At 47.6% G+C, this 17,492-nt stretch carries 15 protein-coding genes and 1 other annotated feature; of the genes, 2 read left to right on the top strand and 13 right to left on the bottom strand.

Annotated elements, in window-relative coordinates; translation table 11 throughout:
• Positions 1-14: 14 nt before the first annotated feature.
• From trpC to EBB54_RS01640, 7 genes are all read right to left on the bottom strand, one after another.
• On the bottom strand, positions 15-833 hold the full coding sequence (trpC, locus tag EBB54_RS01670) for an indole-3-glycerol phosphate synthase TrpC (RefSeq protein WP_125126079.1): 819 nt from the start codon (positions 831-833) through the stop codon (positions 15-17).
• A 71-nt stretch (positions 834-904) separates the two neighbouring features.
• Positions 905-2,512: a bifunctional anthranilate synthase component II/anthranilate phosphoribosyltransferase gene (locus tag EBB54_RS01665; protein ID WP_125126078.1), complete on the bottom strand. Its 1,608-nt coding sequence runs from the start codon at positions 2,510-2,512 to the stop codon at positions 905-907.
• On the bottom strand, positions 2,509-4,080 hold the full coding sequence (locus EBB54_RS01660) for an anthranilate synthase component I family protein (protein ID WP_125126077.1): 1,572 nt from the start codon (positions 4,078-4,080) through the stop codon (positions 2,509-2,511). Before EBB54_RS01660 ends, EBB54_RS01665 begins: the two co-directional genes overlap by 4 nt.
• 60 nt (positions 4,081-4,140) lie before the next feature.
• Positions 4,141-4,435, bottom strand: a binding site (T-box leader).
• A gap of 77 nt (positions 4,436-4,512) precedes the next feature.
• Positions 4,513-5,988, bottom strand: coding sequence for a sensor histidine kinase (locus EBB54_RS01655; protein ID WP_125126076.1), 1,476 nt, complete (start codon positions 5,986-5,988; stop codon positions 4,513-4,515).
• A 2-nt stretch (positions 5,989-5,990) separates the two neighbouring features.
• Complete coding sequence (locus EBB54_RS01650; RefSeq protein WP_125126075.1) at positions 5,991-6,671, bottom strand: response regulator transcription factor; 681 nt, start codon at positions 6,669-6,671, stop codon at positions 5,991-5,993.
• Positions 6,672-6,748: 77 nt separating this feature from the next.
• Positions 6,749-10,402: an FtsX-like permease family protein gene (locus EBB54_RS01645; protein WP_125126074.1), complete on the bottom strand. Its 3,654-nt coding sequence runs from the start codon at positions 10,400-10,402 to the stop codon at positions 6,749-6,751.
• A 66-nt stretch (positions 10,403-10,468) separates the two neighbouring features.
• Positions 10,469-11,173 (bottom strand): ABC transporter ATP-binding protein, encoded by a 705-nt coding sequence (locus tag EBB54_RS01640; RefSeq protein WP_125126073.1) that lies wholly within the window; start codon positions 11,171-11,173, stop codon positions 10,469-10,471.
• A 199-nt stretch (positions 11,174-11,372) separates the two neighbouring features.
• Here EBB54_RS01640 and EBB54_RS01635 point away from each other — a divergent pair, with 199 nt between their 5' ends.
• Together EBB54_RS01635 and EBB54_RS01630 are read left to right on the top strand one after the other, a co-directional pair.
• The gene (locus tag EBB54_RS01635; RefSeq protein WP_125126072.1) at positions 11,373-11,813 is read left to right on the top strand and encodes a LytTR family DNA-binding domain-containing protein; all 441 of its coding nucleotides are present in this window, start codon (positions 11,373-11,375) and stop codon (positions 11,811-11,813) included.
• Between the two features lie 10 nt (positions 11,814-11,823).
• The gene (locus EBB54_RS01630; RefSeq protein WP_125126071.1) at positions 11,824-12,294 is read left to right on the top strand and encodes a DUF3021 domain-containing protein; all 471 of its coding nucleotides are present in this window, start codon (positions 11,824-11,826) and stop codon (positions 12,292-12,294) included.
• 181 nt (positions 12,295-12,475) lie between these two features.
• Here EBB54_RS01630 and EBB54_RS31545 read toward each other — a convergent pair whose 3' ends face one another.
• From EBB54_RS31545 to EBB54_RS01595, 6 genes are all read right to left on the bottom strand, one after another.
• Positions 12,476-13,750 (bottom strand): ATP-binding cassette domain-containing protein, encoded by a 1,275-nt coding sequence (locus EBB54_RS31545; protein ID WP_125126070.1) that lies wholly within the window; start codon positions 13,748-13,750, stop codon positions 12,476-12,478.
• A gap of 155 nt (positions 13,751-13,905) precedes the next feature.
• Positions 13,906-14,670: a DUF5301 domain-containing protein gene (locus EBB54_RS01615; RefSeq protein WP_125126069.1), complete on the bottom strand. Its 765-nt coding sequence runs from the start codon at positions 14,668-14,670 to the stop codon at positions 13,906-13,908.
• Between the two features lie 40 nt (positions 14,671-14,710).
• Complete coding sequence (locus EBB54_RS01610; RefSeq protein ID WP_125126068.1) at positions 14,711-15,466, bottom strand: N-acetyltransferase; 756 nt, start codon at positions 15,464-15,466, stop codon at positions 14,711-14,713.
• A gap of 42 nt (positions 15,467-15,508) precedes the next feature.
• Entirely contained in the window at positions 15,509-16,552 is a 1,044-nt protein-coding gene (locus EBB54_RS01605) for a CPBP family intramembrane glutamic endopeptidase (RefSeq protein WP_125126067.1), read from the bottom strand.
• Positions 16,553-16,624: 72 nt separating this feature from the next.
• Positions 16,625-16,873: a hypothetical protein gene (locus tag EBB54_RS01600; RefSeq protein ID WP_125126066.1), complete on the bottom strand. Its 249-nt coding sequence runs from the start codon at positions 16,871-16,873 to the stop codon at positions 16,625-16,627.
• 42 nt (positions 16,874-16,915) lie between these two features.
• Positions 16,916-17,416, bottom strand: coding sequence for a hypothetical protein (locus tag EBB54_RS01595; protein ID WP_004073062.1), 501 nt, complete (start codon positions 17,414-17,416; stop codon positions 16,916-16,918).
• Positions 17,417-17,492: the final 76 nt, after the last annotated feature.

Genomic DNA, 17,492 nt, shown 5'->3' with positions numbered 1-17,492 from the left:
CGCAGATTTTTATTTTAACCACAGAATCCCTTCTTTCCCCTCAGTTCCTCCAGCATCGCTTTTTTATCCCTGCACCGCATCAGTGTCTCCCCAATCAGCACGGCCTGCACATTTCCCTGCCGCAGCTTTTCAATGTCCTCCGCCGTACGGATGCCGCTCTCTGCCACAAACAGAATATCCCCGGGTACATATCTGCGCAGCTCCAGGCTGTTCTCCACATGAACCGTAAAGTCCTTCAGATTCCGGTTGTTCACCCCAAGTATCCTTGCCCCGCAGGACAGCGCCTTGACGATCTCCTGCTCGTCGTGGGCCTCCACCAGGGCCGAAAGCCCCAGGCTGTCCGCGATCCTGATGGATTCTCTGATCTGTTCCTCACTGAGTATCGCACAGATCAGAAGCACTGCGTCTGCCCCCAGTACCTTCGCCTCATAGATCTGATAGCTGTCAACCGTAAAGTCCTTTCTGAGCACCGGAATTTTTACCCTCCCGGCGATCTCCTCCAGATAGCGGTCCTGCCCCAGAAAATATTCCGGCTCTGTCAGGCAGGAAATGGCAGCCGCCCCTGCCTGTTCATATTCTTTTGCGATCTCCAGATAGGGGAAGTGCTCCGCGATCACGCCTTTGGAGGGAGATGCTTTTTTCACCTCGCAGATAAACGAAATATCCTCCCCCCGCAATGCCTTTTCAAACGGGAAGTCGAAGCCGCCTTTTGCGCCTTCCTGCTCCGCCTCCGCTTTTTTCCCGGCAAGAACTTTCATCTCCCTGCAGGAAATCCTTTTCTTTTCCGCCTCAACCCGCCTTTTGGCAGATTTTGCAATCTCATCTAAAATCATGGCCTATCCCTCTTTCCTCCGGCAATTTGCTCTGTAAATGCACAGCTTTGCCCGAAACAATGATACAAATGCTATTCCTGATATTCTTTTGTCGCTGCCGTAAATTCCTCCAGCTTTGCCAGGGCTTTTCCGCTGTCGATCAGCTCCGCCGCTTTTCGGATGCCTTCCGCCAATGTAATGCCGTCTATCCCGAGATACAGGCTCATACCCGCGTTCATCAGTATCACGTCCCGCTTTGCACCTCTTTCTTTTCCAGAGAGGATATCCCGTGTGATCTGCGCATTTTCTTCCGGAGTTCCCCCGATCATCTCATTCAGCCCGCAGCACCGGAGTCCAAACTGCTCCGGTGTAATCGTGTACCGGGTAATCTCGCCGCAGCGGATCTCACAAACAATGGTTTCCCCTGTCAGAGTGATCTCATCCAAGCCGTCTTCCCCGCATACTGCAACGCCGCGGACTACCCCCAGATTTCCCAGAACCCTTGCGAGAGGCTCCACCAGCTTTTTATCATAGACGCCCAGAAGCTGCATAGTGGCTGCCGCCGGATTGGACAGCGGCCCCAGGATATTGAATACGGTGCGGACGCCCAGCTCCCTGCGAACCGGAGCCGCGTATTTCATAGACGAATGGTATACCGGCGCAAACAGGAAGCACATTCCTGTCCGGTTCAGGATCGTCTCGTTTTGCTGTGCGTTCAGTCCTACATTCACGCCCAGGCATTCCAGAACATCCGCCGCGCCGCTCTTGCTGGACACGCTCCGGTTGCCGTGTTTCGCCACCGGAACCCCGCCTGCCGCCACCACAAATGCGGTGGTGGTGGAGATGTTAAATGTTCCCACCTCGTCCCCGCCGGTCCCTACTATATCAATGACCTCCCGCTCCGGATGGATCTTGACCCCCTTCTCACGCATGACCTCTGCAAATGCGGTAATCTCCTCAATACTCTCCCCCTGCATCCGCAGCGCCGTCAAAAATCCCCCCATCTGCGCCTGGGTCGCCGTGCCGTCCATCATTTCCTCCATCACCTGCTTCGCCATATCATAGCACAGGTCTCTGCCCTCCAGTAATTCATAAATTGCTTCTTTGATCATGCTCTTCCCTTCCTTTCCGATAGTAATATTTAAAAAATTTTTCAAAATCTGTATTCCGGATTCTGTCAAAATAGATTCCGGATGGAACTGCAGCCCATATACAGGAAATGTTTTGTGCTGCACCGCCATGACCTCCCCTTCCGGAGACAATGCCGTGATACGGAGTGTTTCCGGCACGGTTTCTTTTTTTGCCGCAAGGGAATGATACCTGGCCGCATCCAGCTCCTTTCCCAGCCCGACAAACAGTTCGCAGTCCGGCGCAAGCCTTAACCTGCTTTTCTTCCCGTGCATAAGCTGTGCGGCCCGGGTGATCTTTGCTCCGTAGACCTCACAGATGGCCTGGTGCCCCAGACAGATTCCAAGGATCGGAATTTTCCCCTGAAATGCTTCCACCACCTGTTCACAGATTCCCGCGTCCTTCGGGTAACCCGGGCCGGGGGAGAGAACAATGTGTGTCGGATGCATTCCGGCGATTTCCTCCACCGTAATCCTGTCATTTCTCACTACCCGGATATCCGGCTGCAAGGTTCCCAGATGCTGAACCAGATTGTACGTAAAGCTGTCATAATTGTCGATCAGCAAAATCATCCTTCCCCGCCTCCTTCTGCTTCCCCGGCGCGCATGATTGCCTGAAGCACTGCCGCCGCTTTGTTTCCTGACTCCTGATATTCGGTCTCCGGCACGCTGTCCGCCACGATGCCGCCTCCGGCCTGGACATAGACCATATCGTTCTTCCGGACTGCCATACGAATCGCGATACAGGTATCCATGTTTCCGGTAAAATCAATATACCCAAGAGCGCCTCCGTAGATCCCCCGTGCTTCCTGCTCCAGTTCTTCAATGATCTGGCAGGCCCTGATCTTCGGCGCTCCGGACAGTGTTCCGGCGGGAAGCACGGCTTCAATGGCATCCAGCGCATCCAGATCCTCCCGGATATCCCCCTCCACCCGGGAGCAGATATGCATAATCCGGGAATATTTATGGATCATCTGATATTCTGTCACCGCAACGCTTCCAAACCGGCTGACCTTCCCCAGATCATTGCGCCCCAGATCCACCAGCATATTGTGCTCCGACAGTTCCTTTTCATCCTGCAGCAATTCCTCTGTCAGCATTCTGTCTTCTTCCTCCGTCCTGCCTCTGGGCCTGGAGCCCGCTACCGGAAAGGTGGCCAGCCTTCCCTTGTTCAGACGCACCAGCGTCTCCGGAGACGTGCTCATCAATTCCTCCTCTTCCGTGTGGAGATAAACCATATAAGGGGAAGGATTGGTGGTCCGCAGCACCCGGTATGCATTCAGCAGGCTCTGCTTCATAGGGCTTCGGAACTGCCTGGATATAACCGCCTGAAAGATATCGCCGTTTCGGATATATTCTTTTGTCCGCTCTATCTGCCTGCAGTAGTCTTCCTTTTTCACAGCGCAGGTAAAATGGATTTCCTCCTGTTCAAATGCCGGTGCCGGCGGAATATCCTGCCTCAACAAAGCGGACAGCTTCTCAATCTCGGCACATGCCTTTCCGTAATTTTCCAGTACCTGGTCGGTTTTCATATTTACGATCAGGATCAGCTTCTGTCTCAGATGGTCATATGCGATCACTTTGTCAAACATCATCACGTCATAATCTGAAAATTCCCCTTTCCGGATATCCAGCACCGGCTCCGCATATCCGATCATGGAATAAGCAAAATAACCTACAAATCCTCCGGTAAACGGCGGCAGCTCCGGAAGAACCGGTGCCTTACAGGTCTTCAATATGTCCCGCAGGATCTCCAGGGGACGGTGGGTTTCTATCTGCCGTTTCTTTCCGTTTTCTTCTATCACCACCCGGGCGGTTTTTCTGCAGATCCGGGATTCCGTCTCCCCACTTCCCCGGATTTCCGGCTCTTCCCCATCCGCGGCACCCCCATCCTCCGGCGGGTCCTTTGCAATCCCCCGGCATGTCACCCGCATCACCGGATCACATCCCATAAAGGAATACCTCCCCCACTTCTCACCGCCCTCCACGCTTTCCAGCAGGTAGTATCTGCTGCTGGAAAGCGCGAGCTTCCGGAGAATCGCAATGGGAGTCGTGCTGTCTCCGAACAGTTCCCTGCTGATCGGAATCACAGAATAATTTTTTGCAAGCTTCATAATGGTCTCTCTGTCTGGTCTCAGCATCCTCTTACACTTCCTTTCCTGAAAACGAAAAAAATCCCTGCCCCACTGGAAATCTCTTTCCAATGGGACAAGGACTGATCGTCATATCATCACCCTGCGGTGCCACCCATATTGCCAGTCTGCCTCTTCCTGAAAAACAGGACAAACCGGCCGCTCTTTCATGTACTAACATACACTCCCTGCTGATAACGGATCGGTTCCCCCGTCAGCGTCTACTCCTTCCCGAATCATATCCGGTAGTTTCAAGCTGCCCTCACAAGTCCATTCAGTAAAAACTCTTGCTGCCATAATCCCACCGCCTATGGCTCTCTGTAAACAAATATTCTTACCTACTCCTCTTGTTCATCGGTTTCATGTGCTAAAGTATTAATTTGTTAACTTGGTACATAGTATATGCGCCAAACCGGAAAATGTCAAGAAAAAATTCAGAAATTATTCTTTCGCATCCAGTTCGAACCAAAACTCCACGCCGTTGTCGTAATTACGCACCCCATATTCCTGATGGAAGGATTCCATGATCGCCTTCACGATGGACAGGCCGATCCCGTTCCCACCGTATTCCCTGGTGTGCGCCTTATCGACCTTGTAGAACTTATCCCACAGCTTTCCGATATCCTCCTCCGGAATGGGTGTCCCGCTGTTAAATACAGTGACGCGCACAATGTCTTCCCTGGGGATGACACGAATCTCGATCCGCTTCTCGTGATCCACATGGTGAAGCGCATTGGTCAGATAATTGCGGAACACCTGCTCCGTCTTATATTCATCCGACCATACATAGACCTCCTCGCCGGCGATAAAATCCACCGACGCCTCCGCCTGCTGGATCAGAATCTCGCAGCTCGCGATCACGCCCCGAAGCAGCCGGATCAGGTCGAACCGCTCTACATCCAACTGTTCTGAGCCAAATTCCAGTTGGTTCAGTGTCAGAAGGTTCTTGACCATATGATTCATCTTATTGGATTCGTCTATGATCACGTCACAGTAGAACTCCCGGCTTTCAGCGTCCTCGCTGATCCCCTCCTTGAGCCCTTCCGCGTATCCCTGGATCAGGGCGATGGGGGTCTTCAATTCGTGAGATACATTGCCCAGAAACTCCGTGCGCATATTCTCGATCTTTTCCTTCTGTTCAATGTCCTTCTGTAACTGATTGTTTGCTTTTTTCAGCTCGGATATGGTCATTTCCAACTTCTGCGACATCGTATTGAAGCTTTCTCCCAGAATCCCGATCTCATCATTTCCGCTGCCCGTATACCTGGCGTTAAAGTCCAGATTCGCCATTCGCTTGGACAATACAGCCAGCTCCAGGATCGGGTTGGTGATCTTCTGGGAAAAGAACCAGACAAAGCATGCTCCGAACACCAATGCCGCTATGCCCACATAGGCCAAAAATTTGTTCGCCAGCTCCGCGCTGTCCCGAATACTGTCCAGAGGACTCCGCAGCAGAAAAAGCGCGCCGTCAGAAAGCTTTCCGAACATCTCCAGATAGAATGTGTCCTGATTCACCGGATCTTCTGACCTGTAGAAGGTATAATTCTGCGCCTGATCCAGCACTTTTCCCCGGCTCTGCCCTATGATATAGCCGAACAGTTCCTCTATCAGCACATCCTTTACCTGTATTGAAAACAAGATGGGTTCTAAGGAATACTCGTCGTGCCTTACCACCAGCATGGAAATATTGGCGTTCACGCTTTTCGACTCAATCTTCTCCTGCTGCTTTTTCTCCGCCACGCTTCCCGAAGACACCGCGGAATCAATCATCTGATACATCTCGATCATCTCGGACTTTTTGTGGAGGACATAATATTGTCTCAGAAACATGGAATTTACAATAAAAACCACTGCCAGCAGCATGGCGATCAATCCAACAAATACGACTACCAACTGCCGTTTAATTGATTTTGCCATAATCAGCCTTCCACCTCAAACTTATATCCCATACCCCAGATGGTTTTGATACATTCGCCCTTTTCTCCCAGCTTGCTCCTGAGCTTTTTCACATGGGTATCGATGGTGCGGGCGTCGCCGAAATAATCGTAATTCCATACATGGTTCAGAATCTTTTCCCTGGACAAGGCAATTCCCTGGTTCTCAATGAAGTAGGACAGCAGTTCAAATTCCTTATAGCTTAAGTCAACCTGCCGCTCACCGATCTTCACGATGTGGGCCGCCTTATCGATCATGATCCCGCCCGCGTTGACAGCGTCATTCTTTTCCAGGCCAAGGGTCCTTCTCAGGATCGCTTCCACCCGTGCAACCAGGATCTTCGGGCTAAAGGGCTTGGAAATGTATTCATCCACCCCCAGTTCAAAGCCCTGCAGTTCGTCCCGCTCGTCCGAACGGGCAGTCAGCATGATCACCGGCACCCGGGAATGCTCCCGGATCTCCCGGCACACCTGCCATCCGTCCATCTTCGGCATCATCACGTCCAGGATGACCAGCGCGATATCTTTGGCTTCATAAAAGATGTCCATCGCTTCCATCCCGTCCCCTGCTTCCAGAACCACGTATCCTTCCCTTACAAGGAAATCCCGGACAAGCTTGCGCATCCTGCTCTCATCATCAACGACTAAAATCTTTATCTTTTCCATAGGGCATCTCTCCTTTTGTGGTATAGTATACGAAAAAGATATGTTTCTTTTGTGAAATCCGTCCTCTATTTTTTGGATCATTCCACACTTTTCAGAGATTCCACCATGTTGATCTTCTTTAATTTAAAATACATTACAAAATTCACAAACGCGGAAAATCCGACGGTGATCAAAAATCCATACACAAAGCTGCTGAAATCGATATTCCGTCCGAACATGGCCGAATCAATTTCCACCGTTACAATGACAAACTGATGCAGAAATTTTCCAAGCACCATCCCCGCAAACGCGCCGAGTACGGTCAGGATCACATTTTCCCGGTAAACATACTGGGCCACCTCGCCCGGATAGAAGCCCAGGACTTTCAGCGTGGCCAGCTCCCTCTTCCGCTCCGTGATATTGATATTATTTAAGTTATACAGCACCACAAACGCCAGCATTCCGGCCGAGATCACCAGCACGACCATTACGATATTCAGACTCACCAGCATATCGTCGAGCTGGGACTCGATATCCTTCGTATAGCTTGCGCTTAAGGCGCCCTTTTCCTTTAACACGGACTCGCCCACATCCTCCAGCTCTTTTTCCTTTCCTTCTTTCATGATAAAGTAAACCGAATTGTATTCCGGCGCCCTTCCGTGTACTTCTTCATACAGGGCGGGAGACATGTAGAGGAAGTGCTGCATATAATTCTCGCAAATCGAGGAAATCCGAACTTCAATCTCTCCCTTTGCGTCGTCCTTGATCCAAACCCTGTCCCCTGGCTGTACCTGGAGCTGCTTCGCCATTTTTTCCGTCAGGATCACGCCCTCATCGTCCAAAGTATATGTCTCCTTTGTGATTCTGTCCCTGTGGATCACAAATTGGGGAAATCGCTCCGCGTCCTCCGGGACATTCAGGTATACATCCTTTTTTTTGCCGCCATTGCTGATCGTCACCTGCTTGAGCAGGTTCAGCTCCGTCTTTTCCACCCGCGTGTCTTCTGTGAGCGCTTCATATGCCTGCGTCTTCTCTTTCCTGGACGCATCCTCATTCAGGATGATATTTCCGTCATAAATCTGCAGCTCATGATACTGCAGAAATCCGATATCAAAAATGGAATCCTTTAATCCGAAGCCCACCAGCAGAAGAGCCATGCAGCCCCCGATTCCAAAAATCGTCATGAAGAACCTTTTTTTATACCGGATCAGGTTCCGAATCGTCGCTTTCCATGTAAAATTCAAACGGTTCCAGATAAACGGGACCCGCTCCAGCAAAACCCGCTTCCCCTGTTTGGGCGCAGGCGGTCGCATCAGTTCTGCAGACTGCTCCCGAAGTTCCCGGTAACAGGAAAAAAAGGTCGCAAGCAATGTACATGCCAGCGCCGCCGCCGATGCCATCAGCGCATAACGGATATCGTACGGAATCACCACATTGGGAATATGCTCGTACATGATCTTGTAGGCCGTGATGATAATATAAGGAAATACTTTTTCTCCGAAAAGCACGCCCACGATACTTCCCATGACCGTAGCCAGGCAGGCGTAGCCCAGATATTTTCCCGCGATGGAATGCCGCTCGTATCCCAATGCCTTCAGGGTTCCGATCTGGATTCGCTGCTCCTCCACCATACGGGTCATGGTGGTCAGGCTGATCAGCGCAGCCACCAGGAAAAACAGCACCGGAAACACTTCTCCGATGGCGCGCATCCTGTCTGCATTTTCCCCGTATCCTGCGTGCTCCGGCAGGTCGTCCCGGTCATTGATATACCATTTTGCGTGTTCGATCTTGCTGATCTCATCCTCCGCGTCCAGAATCTTCTTTTCCCCGTCCGCGATCTTGTCCTCAGCTTCCTCTTTTCCTTCCTGGTATTCTTTCTCGGCGTCTTTTAACTCCTGCTCCTTCTCTGCAAACTCTGCCCGCGCGTCGGCAAGCTTCTTCTCCCCCTGTCGGAGCTGATACCAGCCGTCGTTGATCTGGGCCTGGGCATCCGCAAGCTGATCCCTTCCGGATTGGATCTGCCGCTTCCCGTCTTCAAGCTGGGAGAGCGCGTCATCCAACTGGGCCTTTCCCTCATCCAACTGGGCCTGGCCTTCGTTCAACTGGGCTTTTCCCTCGTCAAACTGAGCCTGGGCCTCATCGATCTGGGCCTGGGCGGCTGCGATCTGACGTCCGGCTTCTTCCAACTGCGGGCCTGCCGCATCCAGTTCCGCCTTTCCGGCCTCCAGCTGGGCTTTTCCGGCCTCCAGCTCTGTCTTTCCGGCTTCAAGCTGGGCCTGGGTATTCTCAAGCTGAGTCCGGGTCGCGCTGATCCGGGCTTCCCCTTCGGCAATCTGCCCCGCCATAGCCTGCAGCGCCGCAAGCGCCGCGTCATCTTTGCCGCCGGCGGCAACCAGGGCGTCGTACTCTGCTTTCTTTGCCTGATACTGCTCTTTTGCTCCGTTCAGTTCGCTGATTCCTTCATCCAATGCCTGGAACCCTGCCTCCAGGGCAAGGTATCCCTCATCCAACTGTACGCTTTTTTCTTCAAGAAGCTGCCGGTTCTGTTCGTATTCCCGCATGCCTCGCTCATACTCCGCTTTTCCCTGCTCATACTCCTGCTTCCTGGCATAAAATTCTTCTTTCTGTTCATTAAATTCGTCCAGCTGCCGGTTAAATTCCGCCAGCTTCTGGTTGAACTCCTCCAATTGGCCGTTATATTCTTCTACATGCAGGTTGTATTCCTCGATCTTTTCATTGAGCAGGTCGTTCTGCCGGTTCAGTTCCTCCGTGTTCCGGTCTACTTCATTTTGGCCGGAGATCAGGTCTGCACGGGAATTTTCCAGTTCTGCGGCAGAATCGTCCAGCTTCTTTTTTCCTTCCTTTAACTGTCTGTGCCCGTCGTCCAGCTTTTTCCTGGCGTCCTCCAGCTCCTTCTCAGCCTCTTTTTTCGCGTCCTTGAGCTCCTTCTTCGCATCATCCAGCTCTTCGTTCGCCTCGTCTATGATCTCCTGATACCTGGCGTCCTCCTGCTTTTTGCGGATGGCCTCGACATGCGTCTTTACTTCCTCCACGCGGTCCGTATAGGGGGCCGTAAATTCCAGCAGTTCCTCCGCGCCCTCCACGGATGCATAAATTTCCGTATAGACATCCAGGGAAAAGCTTTCCTCCGGCACGCTGACAAAGCCGGCAATGCTCCCTGTGCCGATGGTTGTACTTCCTCTCTGGAAGCCGATGTAGCACGGGCTGCTGACTGTTCCTACAATGGTAAATGTATCCGTAGACAAGCTGTCTGTAATCGCGTCGTCCGTTCCCGATCTGAACGTAAGCCTGTCCCCGATCTGAAATCCGCCGGCCATGAGGTAATCCGCGTCTACCACGCATTCGTCCTTCTCCTCGGGAAGCCTGCCGCTCTCCACGGTCAGAAGATTCATAGTCGGAAGGATGGACATGATATGTACCGCCTGCTGGCTGTCATTTGCCTGGCACAGGGCGTCTATGGAATATCCGTATTCTACCTTTTTGATCCCTTCTACCTTTTTCAGCGCCCGCACATCATCCTCTGTCAGTCCAAGGGTACTGATCACCTGGATATCGAAGAGCTTCTTTTCATCAAAATAGGCGTCCCCGGAATACCGCATATCCGGCTCCGCCGCCCGTATTCCGGAAAAAAACGCAACTCCGATGGCCACAATGAAAAAAATGGACATAAATCTTCCGAAGCTGGTTTTTATTTCCATGAAAAAATCTTTTCTCAGTGCTTTTTTACCCATATGTAAAACCTGCCGTTTTCTTTTTTTCAGTTACTGCTCATGATCCTGCTGTTGTTACATGCTGCCTTACCATTCGATCAGGTCGATCGACAGCGGGTGTGTGTTTGTTTCCATGGCGGATACTTTTCCGTTCTTGATCTTGATCAAACGGTCCGCCATCGGCGCCAGCGCGGAATTGTGGGTAATCACGATCACGGTCATTCCTTTTTGCCTGCACATCTCCTGTAAAAGCTTTAAAATCGCTTTTCCCGTATTGTAGTCCAGCGCTCCCGTAGGCTCGTCGCAGAGCAGCAGCTTGGGATTTTTGGCCAGCGCCCGGGCAATGGATACCCGTTGCTGTTCCCCTCCCGAAAGCTGTGCCGGAAAATTGTCCAGCCGGTCGCCAAGGCCCACGTCCTCCAGAACTGTCTGCGCATCCAACGGCTCTCTGCAGATCTGCAGAGCAAGTTCCACATTCTCCTTTGCCGTCAGGTTTGGAACCAGGTTGTAGAACTGAAACACAAATCCGATGTCGTTTCTCCGGTATCCGGTGAGCTGCCGCTCGTTATATCCGGTGATGTCCTCTCCGTCCACCGTGATCCTGCCGGTTGTGGCGGTATCCATTCCGCCTAAAATGTTCAGAACCGTGGTCTTCCCCGCCCCGCTGGGCCCTACAATCACCACAAACTCCCCTTTTTTTATCGCAAAATCAATCCCGTCTACCGCCCGGATCTCCACTTCGCCCATCCTGTATACTTTCGTGATATTCTCTAGTTGAACAAACTCTGCCATAGATGTTTTCCTTTCGTTTTCTATAGAGTCTCATTATAGCATATAAAAAACCAAAGAAAACAAATTTCATATTTTTTTTATATAAGTTTGGATTTTGACCAGTTGTGTTTTGAAATCAACCAACTATCGCAAATCCATTGAAACTATTATCTGCTTTACTTATAATTGCCTTGTAAAGAAAAAGAAAGAGGTGATTATCATGCAGGTCGAAATTAAAATTGACAGTTCATATATTGACCCCAAAGTAATCATACTGACTGCTTCAATGACAGAAGATGTGAGTAACATTGTAAAAAAACTTTCAGAAAATGCCTCACAAATAATTTCTGGGTATAAAGATGAAAAAATTGAAATATTAGAACAGACAGATTTAATTCGTATTTATGCAAATTCTGGAAAAGTTTTTGCAGTTACTGACAAAGGGGAATATATTCTTCGACTTAGGTTATATGAGATAGAAAATCGATTACCCTCTAATCAATTCATTCGTATATCAAATTCGGAAATTATCAACTTAAAAAAAGTCAATAATTTTGACTTGAGTTTTACAGGTACAATTTGCGTTAAATTATCAAATGGAATAACAACATATGTATCCAGACGCTATGTTGCAAAACTAAAAAAGATATTAGGATTATGAGGTGAATGTTATGAAAAAGAAAATTGTGAAGCGTAGTCTTTTAGGGTTTCCACTTGGAATTACAATGGGCTATTTCATTACAATCTTGATTTCTCTTGGTTGGGCAGATGGATATTACTCGCCTTGTGTACCCGAACTCATATCCATTATGGGAAATGAAATCAATGCTGTCATTTTGCAAACAATTCTTTGCGGAATCTTAGGTGTGGGATTTGCGGCAAGTTCAGTAATATGGGAAATGGATAGTTGGAGCATTGTAAAGCAGACAGGAATTTACTTTTCAATTATTTCCGTAATAATGTTACCCATCGCTTATTTTGCATATTGGATGGAACATAGTATAGTTGGATTTTTAATCTATTTTGGGATTTTCGCTTTCATTTTTGTAGTTATATGGATCATACAGTTTGGGATAGGCAGATATAATGTAAGAAAAATGAATGAGAAATTGTTTCAAACGAAGGATCATAGAAATGAGTAAGCAGCAATGGATACTGTGTCCTGTCTGCCGCCGCTATGGGTAACGCCATAACGGCGGTTTTTCAATGCCTATCGGCTATCTCTGTCAAAGGATTTATCCGTTTTTCCATCTCCTGATTGTCTCCACATGCAGACGCATTTACAATAAGATCCGGCTCCTTATACATAAATAATAAGGGCTTTCACGCCACCTGAGAGTCTTTATGAAACATATACCAAAGTATAAAAATGGGAAACAATACGCATGCTGTCACCACACCCGCATCTGTTATCGTAAACATACTGAAAAATGACTCCTGTCTGCCTGCGCTCAAAGCGGCCTGCACAATCGCCGCAGCTCCTGCTGCCATACCGCCCTGAATCAAACCCTCTTTCATTACCATCCAATACATCTCTTGTTTCCGGATGCCGATTTTATACATGATCTTAAAATCATTTCTCCTGCTTAGCAAGTTCGTAAATACAGTATTGAAATAGACCAAAAGGCCGATCACCGCAAGGATGATGATAAAAAAACAATGCATCACCTTCTGGCAGTGATCCGAATCAACGTACTTCTGTATTTGCCGGCCGGCATTGCGGAAGGAATATCCGTTAGCGTCTGAAATACGCTCCAAATTGGACACGGCCATTGCTTTCCTGCCCTCCTCAGTCCACACATTGACAACCTGCCGGTATAATCTGCCTGAAAATAACTGTGCAGTTTCCCTGTCCACAACCAGCAGATTCCCTCCTATATGATTTTCCGACAATATAATATTCCGGGCATCCAGAAGCTTTACACGGGCAGACTTACATCCGTTTTTCGAACCGTTTATAATCAATTGCTCATCATAAATGGTAAACATATCCCCGATTTCCAGGTTCAATGTCTTTGCCAGTTCCGTTTCCATGATCGCGGCAGGACCGTCTCTTTCTTCATCATAGGACGGCGCCAGCGCCTCTATATCATCCGTTGTCGCCAAAACCAGATTGTATAAGCATTGCTTCTTTCCGTCAATCTCCTGCTCCATAGCCAGCATTGATTCATAATTCCCGCTGTCCGCGTTTAATTTTTCCCTTTCCTCGCAGAGAAAGATCCCTCTGTCGTAATTGATCGCATAATCCTGCACCTGCCTGACGCCCGGAACTGCTTTCATTTCCTGAAAAACCGAATCCGATATGGAGGGAATATCCCCTCCCGCTATATTTTCATAAATGCTTCCTGCCGTCACCTGCAAATCCCCAGGTACATATTCCTTTACAATATCCGTACCGTCAATGTAAACCTTTCCCTCTGAAGGTCTGTCCAAACCGGCAAGGATATTTAAAAGCGTTGATTTTCCCGAACCGCTTCTACCCAGTACAGCGACAAATTCACCTTTTTGGATTGTCACCGATACACTGCATAGTGCCTGCAATGACACCGCATTTTGGCAATATATTTTTGAAATATTCTCTGCTCTCAATACTTTCAACTATATTTTCCTCCTATCATATGGAATGCAGAAGCGCCGTTTCTGCCCGGCAGGAAACGGACTACCTGCATAGATCTATCCCCAAAATCATCTATTTTAAAGTAGTTTAAACCGTATCTCCGTGACAGAATTTCAGCCACACTGCTGCTCAATGATCAATTGCCTTCCATATGATTTTCTATCAAATCATAATCCTCTTTAGAAATCGTATACACTCCATTGTCCGTCTGTTCGATAAAATATTTTCCTTCATCTTCATATAAAAATAATCTGCATATCACATTCTCTTTACTGATAAAGTCTGCATTAATAATATTTTCAACACGGACAGGCGTACCTATTTCACCGCTCTTTGTAGTCGGTTTCGTACCTTCTAAAATGCCCAATATGTCTTCCACATCCTCTTTGCTGCTTATCACGATTGGATTATCAGAATTTTTTTTGAGAGAGAGATTTTCTACTGTCCCCACATTTGGTAATTCAAGTTCATAAGCCAGTTCTTTTGCGTCTGTAAACTTTGGAATGACTGGTTTTCCTTTTTCCTCGAATTTTATATTATAAAACTTGTCTGCTTTTTCATCGTAAATCAATACATAATCAAAATTGCAGATTGGCAGATCCTGTTCTTTTTCTGTCGTTAAAGTCTCATCTATTTTGCATGGACGAACCGTATACGCATCGGTAGAAACTCCAAAAAACGAATATTCAGGCACATATGTCGTCACAAGCATTTCCGTGTCAGAAACTTTCAGAGAATATGTTTTATCATCTTTTATGTTCATATCCGTATAATGAGAGACTGCTTCGTTTAAGCGGTCAACAATCATTTGCTCCGCAGACTTGTTCTTTACCAAAAGCCAAATACATACGAAACCAACCAATATGACCCCCGTTATAATTATGAACAGTTTCTTTTTCATAGCAACACTCCCTAAATTTATTGACTTGTGTAATTCCGGTTCACAGTCCCTTACTGACTAAAATTTTATCAAATTTCTTCTCCGACAGGATTTCATGGGTCACAAACTGCCCGTCATAAAAAAGAGAGAACGTTGTAAAGGGCGAGGGGGCATTCTGCGCATCCTCTCTGGTCTGAATATGTACGGATTGAAACGCAGCGTTCCTGACTTTTGCCATCCCCTCCAGTATCGGTACATACTTAGCCGTAAAGGGGCATTGGTTTGTATAATACAGCACAAATCCTTCCGGCATATCTCCATGCCCGCATACGCTGTCCCGGAAACGTGGAAGGGAAGCGTCCTCCTCAAAGGGCAAATACATCAGCTCAAAATAAGGCTCCGCCGTATCCGCTGTCTGAAATCCCTTATAGCCCATATACTTTGGATCAGAGAGGAATCCCATTTTCTTTTTGGAGGACAGGGTCACAAGCCCCTTTTTTCCTTTCGCTTTACTGTCTCCGATACACGCATCCAGCAGGAAGTTCGAGTATCCATGCCCCTTGAACTGCCCGGATACCCACAGGCAGTCGATGTACATGTAGCCCTCTGCCCAGATGGGCGCCCATGCATATTCCGCAGGGATATACTCAATGAAGCATTTCCCCCGGACATTGCCTTTTAAGAATACAAGCCCTTCGTCCAGCCGCTCCTTCAGCCAGTTCTTTTTGGACATGACCTGAATATCTTTGTTATTGGATATGGCACAGCAGATGTGTTCTTTATCCATATTTTCGTATGTCAATTTTACAAATTCCATACTCTATTGCCTCCTGTCATTCAATCTGCATCAAATAAAAACTCATCCTAACCACCCCTGATAAAACGCTGCTGCTCCTAAAATTGCGCCAACGACCATCGCCGCCAATGTTACAACAATAATGATAGGATGCTCTTTCATCAGTTTCACTAATTCTTTTAAATCGTTCAATGAACCTTTCCTCCTTTGTCCTTCAACTTCTTTTCCGTTATCTATTTCCGCTTCTGTTCTTGCAGTAATACCTGATCGAACATTAGTCGTTCGATCAGTATGAATTGCCAACACAACTGCAAAGGATATCATTTGTGCCGCCAAAATCCGGACAATTTGTAATTCGTCTGCGCCATTTAGTGAAACGACATGCAGCATGTTTGCAGCAACAGTATTATTGAATAAATGGTCGCCAAGCCCTGCCCATAGATTTCCTGTTATGCGGTAAAGAAGGCCCCATTTGATTCCCATAATCCCGGCAAGGATCATATAGCCAATACCCATAAGAAGCATTGCCGCAAATGACATTTCGCCGTTGATATAACTTCTGATTGGCATTACCATATGCCAAATACCAAATAAAAATGCAGCAATAAAATTCGCCTGCATAAATGGCTTTGTTTCGGAAAGTGTTCTGATGAATAATCCGCGAAAAACACCTTCCTCCATCCATACATTGATCATATTAAATAGCACACATAACAGAAAGAAAACGAAATCCGTATTTTTTATTTGAGAGCCGGTTAATGAAAAACTGCTGATATACATTTCTAAATGTGCGGGATTGCCTTGTAGAATAAAAATTGCTAATTCCAAACCATATGAAATAATAAAGCAAACGCTTCCCAATAACAATCCTTTCAAAATACCGCTTGCAAAACCGTTTCTTTGAAATCCAATATCACTCCACGAAAGATTTACCCTTTTTAGTACCAAAGCCAATATGATAATTCCAACTACTTTATGAAGCACATTTTCTCCAATAGCCGTTTTGTCTGTTTCAATCAGAAAGTATTCTACAAACCTCACGGATAAACAAAGCGTGAATATTGCAATGCACAAATGATCTGGTTTGTATTTTGTATTTCTCCCCATATATAGTTACCTCGATAACTGGATTTTTATCTCATTTCTACAATAATAGAGCCTTCCATAATCTTACTATCCTCAAGTAAACTGCCATACAGGCTTTTTGAGACAGCGGATTTTGCAGGGCATCCTATTGAAAATAACAGTCTGCTCTTTCATGGATATTTTCCCGACCTGATAACCGTAATCCGTCAATTCCTTTTTGTATTTCAGGAAAGAATGGTCGATGGGTATCCCTGCGATATCCTGAATTTCCTCAAATGTCAGCCGAAAAGATTCCTTTCCGGTTTTCTGAACATATTCCCATAAAGCGTTATATTTACTCATTATCCTTTTTTATCCCCTCTCTTTTTCAGAGATCAATTCCTTCTATGCAGAAACCGAAATATTCGTACTGGATTCCGGCCTGGCGGCTTCTCCGGTTTTCGTATAGATTACCGGCTCTGTCTTAACAACATCTGCTGTTTCTACAGGTATGCCGCTGTCTGTACCAGCCTGAGCCAGATCAGACCTCTCACCCAGTATTGCCTTCCCGTTTTCACTAATGTTGACTGTATCTGTGTTCCCATTCCTGCTTTCCGCTATTCTCTTTTCCTGTTCCCCGTGTTCTTCTTTTCGCTTCCGGATAGCGTTTTCCTGCTCTGATTTCGCTTTTTCCCGCGCCTCCTTCGCTTCTTCCTTCATTCCCTTTTCAACTTTCTTTTGATAGTCCTCTGCTTTATCTGCGGTCTCACCGACATACCCCATTGCCCGCTCCATGGCAGATGTATCACCTCTCCTCTCTGCTTCTTGATAGACACGGAAAGGTGTATTCATCATTTTCATATTCATACTTGCCCCTGCAAGGCCTTCCATCGTTTTCGCATGCATTATAATCCCTCCAATTTGATATTGCCGGGTAAGGAGCTGTCCCCTTTTTCGTTTTTCGGCAGTGAGAAGCGGCAGG

Origin of the sequence: Schaedlerella arabinosiphila (assembly GCF_003885045.1) — a bacterium.
Classification (GTDB): domain Bacteria; phylum Bacillota; class Clostridia; order Lachnospirales; family Lachnospiraceae; genus Schaedlerella; species Schaedlerella arabinosiphila.
Note: the sequence above shows the minus strand (reverse complement) of the source record. Positions and strands in the feature narration are given on the sequence as shown.